Annotated in this window: 4 protein-coding genes and 1 pseudogene; all 5 read left to right on the top strand. The window is 37.4% G+C overall.

The genetic code is table 11. The annotated features are described in order from the left end of the window. Window positions 1-429: 429 nt before the first annotated feature. Window positions 430-1,356 (top strand): methionyl-tRNA formyltransferase, encoded by a 927-nt coding sequence (gene fmt, locus ACZFYI_RS16485; RefSeq protein WP_462525225.1) that lies wholly within the window; start codon window positions 430-432, stop codon window positions 1,354-1,356. 130 nt (window positions 1,357-1,486) lie between these two features. Beyond that, on the top strand, window positions 1,487-2,416 hold the full coding sequence (locus ACZFYI_RS16480; RefSeq protein ID WP_462525224.1) for a DUF4412 domain-containing protein: 930 nt from the start codon (window positions 1,487-1,489) through the stop codon (window positions 2,414-2,416). A 128-nt stretch (window positions 2,417-2,544) separates the two neighbouring features. After that, window positions 2,545-3,045: a dihydrofolate reductase gene (locus tag ACZFYI_RS16475; protein ID WP_462525223.1), complete on the top strand. Its 501-nt coding sequence runs from the start codon at window positions 2,545-2,547 to the stop codon at window positions 3,043-3,045. Continuing rightward, window positions 3,042-3,827 (top strand): SDR family oxidoreductase, encoded by a 786-nt coding sequence (locus tag ACZFYI_RS16470; RefSeq protein ID WP_462525222.1) that lies wholly within the window; start codon window positions 3,042-3,044, stop codon window positions 3,825-3,827. The genes ACZFYI_RS16475 and ACZFYI_RS16470 overlap by 4 nt, the downstream gene beginning before the upstream one ends. Window positions 3,828-3,835: 8 nt before the next feature. Beyond that, a pseudogene (locus ACZFYI_RS16465) lies at window positions 3,836-4,150 on the top strand (molybdopterin-binding protein); the annotation flags it as partial. Window positions 4,151-4,235: the final 85 nt, after the last annotated feature.

The raw sequence follows: 4,235 nt of genomic DNA, 5'->3' as shown, positions 1-4,235 counted from the left end.
CAACTTCTTATTTCTCCTGAAAGTAATTCAGATAAATACTTTTTCTTTTGATTTTGATGGATTTTATTTCATATTTTATTCGTAATATTCGGATAAAACTTTAAGAGTTTTTTATCGATTAGCTCTAAAATTTTCATCAGAGAATTCTTTGTACTTTTTATCAAAATTATCTGGGAATGTAAATTTCTTTTTATTTTTTAAAAAATCCAACGTAAATAGACTTATGATATAAATAATGAAATTGCATAATTATAACATAAAAATTAACATAAATCATATTCTCTTAAAAATTTGAAATATTTTCTGTAAAATTTATGTTTCTAGAAAATCATATTTCTCCAGCTTCTTAAAGAAAATTCTATTTTAAAACTTTAAAATACCTGTTCAAATAAATAAATCCCGAACTTTAAACTCCCTAAGAGGAGAGAAATGAATAAGAAATTAAAAATTGTATTTATGGGAACCCCTGAATTTGCGGTTCCTTCCTTAAAAATTTTGGTAAACAATGCATGGAACGTCGTAGCCGTGGTCACAGCCCCGGACAGACCTCAGGGAAGGGGGCAGAAATTAATTCCTTCCCCCGTGAAAGAAGTGGCATTGGCAAATGGGATTCCAGTCCTGCAACCCACTAACTTAAAATCACCGGATTTCATTGAAGAATTAAGGAGCTTTCAGGCAGATTTGCAAATTGTAGTTGCCTTCAGGATGCTACCTGAGGTGGTTTGGAACATGCCTCCAAAAGGCACCTTCAATCTCCATGCTTCATTGCTTCCCAACTACAGAGGTGCTGCACCAATCAACTGGGCAATTATCAACGGAGAAAAGGAAACAGGATTAACTACATTTTTTCTAAAACATGAGATAGATACGGGAAGCATTATTTTTCAGGAAAAAGAACCGATTTACCTTGAGGATAATGTCGGAACATTGTATGAAAGATTGATGGGAAAAGGAGCTAAACTGGTCCTGAAGACTGTAGAAGCAATAGAAAAAAATAATATCCAGTCTATAGTTCAGGATGAAAATCAGGCAATCCACCATGCCCCAAAAATCTTTAAAGAAACCTGTCAGATTGATTGGGAAAAATCAGCAATAGAAATACATAATCATATCAGGGGACTTTCTCCCTATCCTGCTGCATGGACTTTTTTAGATGGAAAAACTTGTAAAATAATTAGAAGTGAAATTTCTGATGTAAATATAGAGGGACTGCATGCTGGAGAATATCGCTCAGACGGTAAGAAAGAACTTCTTTTCAAAACTGGTAATGGCACCCTGAAAATCTTGGAACTCCAATTGGAAGGAAAAAAGAAACTAGGGATAGAGGAATTTTTAAGGGGATACAAACTTCCTTAAAATATTTTAAATTGAAATTGCGTGATTTTTTTTTCAACAAGAACCTGTGTTTTCTTTATCTAAAGCTCAATTTTTTCTTGAGTTATCATTGAGAAATAGATAAATTGTACATTCAATAGACATCAAAGCAATGAAAAGAACTATTCCCTTTTGCTCAGCCATCTTGTTTTTACTTATTTCACTTTCTGCGGAGGCCCAATTTATAAACCGGATCAAAAATGCAGCTGAAAGAGGCGTGAGTAGGGCGATAGAAAAGAAAGTCGAAAGTGAAATAGAAAAAGTAGCTAGAAGGAAGCTCGACAAGATGTTTAAAGATGTCTATGGAACAGATGATATGGAATCAGTTCCAGGCGTCGACATTGATGCCATGATGGCTTCTATTTATACAGACATTGAAGTTGATGAATCATACGATTTTGAAGGATTTGCGGTATTGGAAATCACCGGATCAAATGAAAAAGGGAAATCCAATGATCCCATACTTCTTTCCTCTTATTATTCAAACGATCCAAAAATAACCGGAATGAAATTTACCGATCCCGAGAAAAAAGAAGACGGGACTTATGTCCTTATTTATGATTTTAACAGAAATGTAGGCATCACATTGTTAGAAAATGAAGGGGAAAAAATGAGGATGGTTTTCGCATATGATTATGCGGCAATGAGCCAGTCGGGGGATGTTGGAGAAAAGGCGGAGACTGATGAGGTGACATTCAAAAAAACCGGAAACTCCAAGACAATTTTGGGCCATGAATGTGAAGAATACCTCATTGAAACAGACGAAAATATTACCAACTATTGGGTAACAAAAACCTCGATTACAGGCCAAACTCCATTTTGGAGTCAAAACAACCCATTTTTGACGGCCAGGATGAAAGACCAAAACCCAGACCTTTTCAATGATCTTCCAACAGGAAATATGATGGAAGCCCATGTAGTGAGCAAAGTCGATCAAAGCAAAATGGACATGGTAATTGTGGAATTGCAGGAAAACAGCAAGCAGAATTTCCTGATGGCTGATTATCCAAGCATTTCCAAATCTATGAAAGAGGATAAATAAACAACCGCCAATTTTTTAAGTTTTCACCTTAGGTACGATGGAAAATCTGACATTTGAGTGCCATTCTATACCGCCAAGATTTCTTGATTGGCCAAACCTTGGTAACTTAGCCAAAATCTCAAAAAACATTGAAAATAATCATCATAGTAGCCAAGGCATTGAATAATGTCATTGGAAAAGACAATCAGTTGATTTGGCGCCTTTCTGCTGACCTACAGCTTTTTAAAAGCCATACTACAGGTCACCACATCATCATGGGAAGAAAAACCTATGAGTCTGTAGGCAAACCAGTTCCAAATAGAACTTCTATCGTAATTACCAATAACCATGATTTCAAAGTTCCTGAAGGGCATTTGGTTGTACATTCCCTAGAGGAGGCTATCCAATTCTGTATCGGTAAAAAACTCGACAAGGTATTTATCATCGGAGGAGCGGAAATTTACCGACAGGCTTTGCCTATTGCAGATGAATTGATGGTAACAGAGGTAAATGCAATGCCTGAAGGTGACGTGTTTTTTCCTGAAATCGATCAAAGTGAATGGAAAATGGTGTCCACCACTTCCTACCTCAAAGACGAAAAAAATGAATATGATTTTGATTTTGTGGTTTATAAAAATGTAAGACCATGAATCAAACCGTAATCTGGATCACGGGAGCAACTTCAGGTATAGGAGAAGCAGTATTCCGCGAGTATAACAAATTAGATTTCAAATTAATCATATCGGGAAGAAACAGTGACAAACTAGATAGCCTAAAAGGAGAATCTAAAAACCCCGAAAATGTACATGTATTACCTTTGGACCTCACAAATCCGGAAAGTTTTCCTAACAAAGTTTCCGAAGCCATTAAGGCCTTTGGAAGGGTAGATATTTTGCTCAATAATGGAGGAATCAGCCAAAGATCTTTGATAATAGACACTTCACCTGAAGTAGATAGGAGGATTATTGAAGTAAACTTTTTTGGAACAATTGGATTAAGCAAAACGCTTCTCCCTCATTTTATTGAAAATAAAAATGGACATTTTGCTGTAGTGAGTAGTCTCGTAGGGAAATTCGGTTCACCATACAGATCTTCTTATGCAGCATCCAAACATGCCCTCCATGGCTTTTTTGATACTTTGAGAGCAGAGTATTACAAAGAAAATATCGCTGTGACTATGATCTGTCCTGGTTTTATAAGAACTAGTGTTTCCCTTAATGCACTCACCGGAGACGGCACACCACTGCAAGAAATGGATGATGCCCAGGAAAAAGGAATGAGCCCAGAAGTTTGTGCCAAGAAAATCGTGGAGGCAATTTCAAAAAGAAAAGAGGAAGTCAATATCGGAGGAAAAGAAATCTATGCCGTAGCATTGAAAAGGTTTTTCCCATTGATTTTCTCAAGATTGATACAAACAGCAAAAGTAAGGTAAAACAAATCATGGTCAATTATAAAGAAGTAAAAGCAGAGATAATTGCCATTGGGGATGAATTACTCTACGGACAGATAGTGGATACCAATAGTCAATGGATCAGTCAGGAACTCGATAAAATCGGGGTTCGGGTAGTCCATAGGTGCACTATTGGTGACCATAGGGATTCCATACTCGCAGCATTTGAAGCCGCCGAAAAAAGAGCGGACATCATCCTGATGACAGGTGGCCTTGGCCCCACCAACGATGACCTTACCAAACCCTTACTGGCTGAATATTTCGGTTGTGGAATTGAAATGGTACCTGAAGCTTTGGATGCCGTAACCTCTGGCCGCCAACGGCCTGCAGGTTAATCGTGTCGCCACGGATAAATCGAGTTTGCGGCCTGCCATAAACACGGGGAAGGGT

The sequence above is a fragment of the Aquiflexum sp. genome (assembly GCF_977115555.1).
This window is presented reverse-complemented; position numbering and strand designations above follow the sequence as displayed.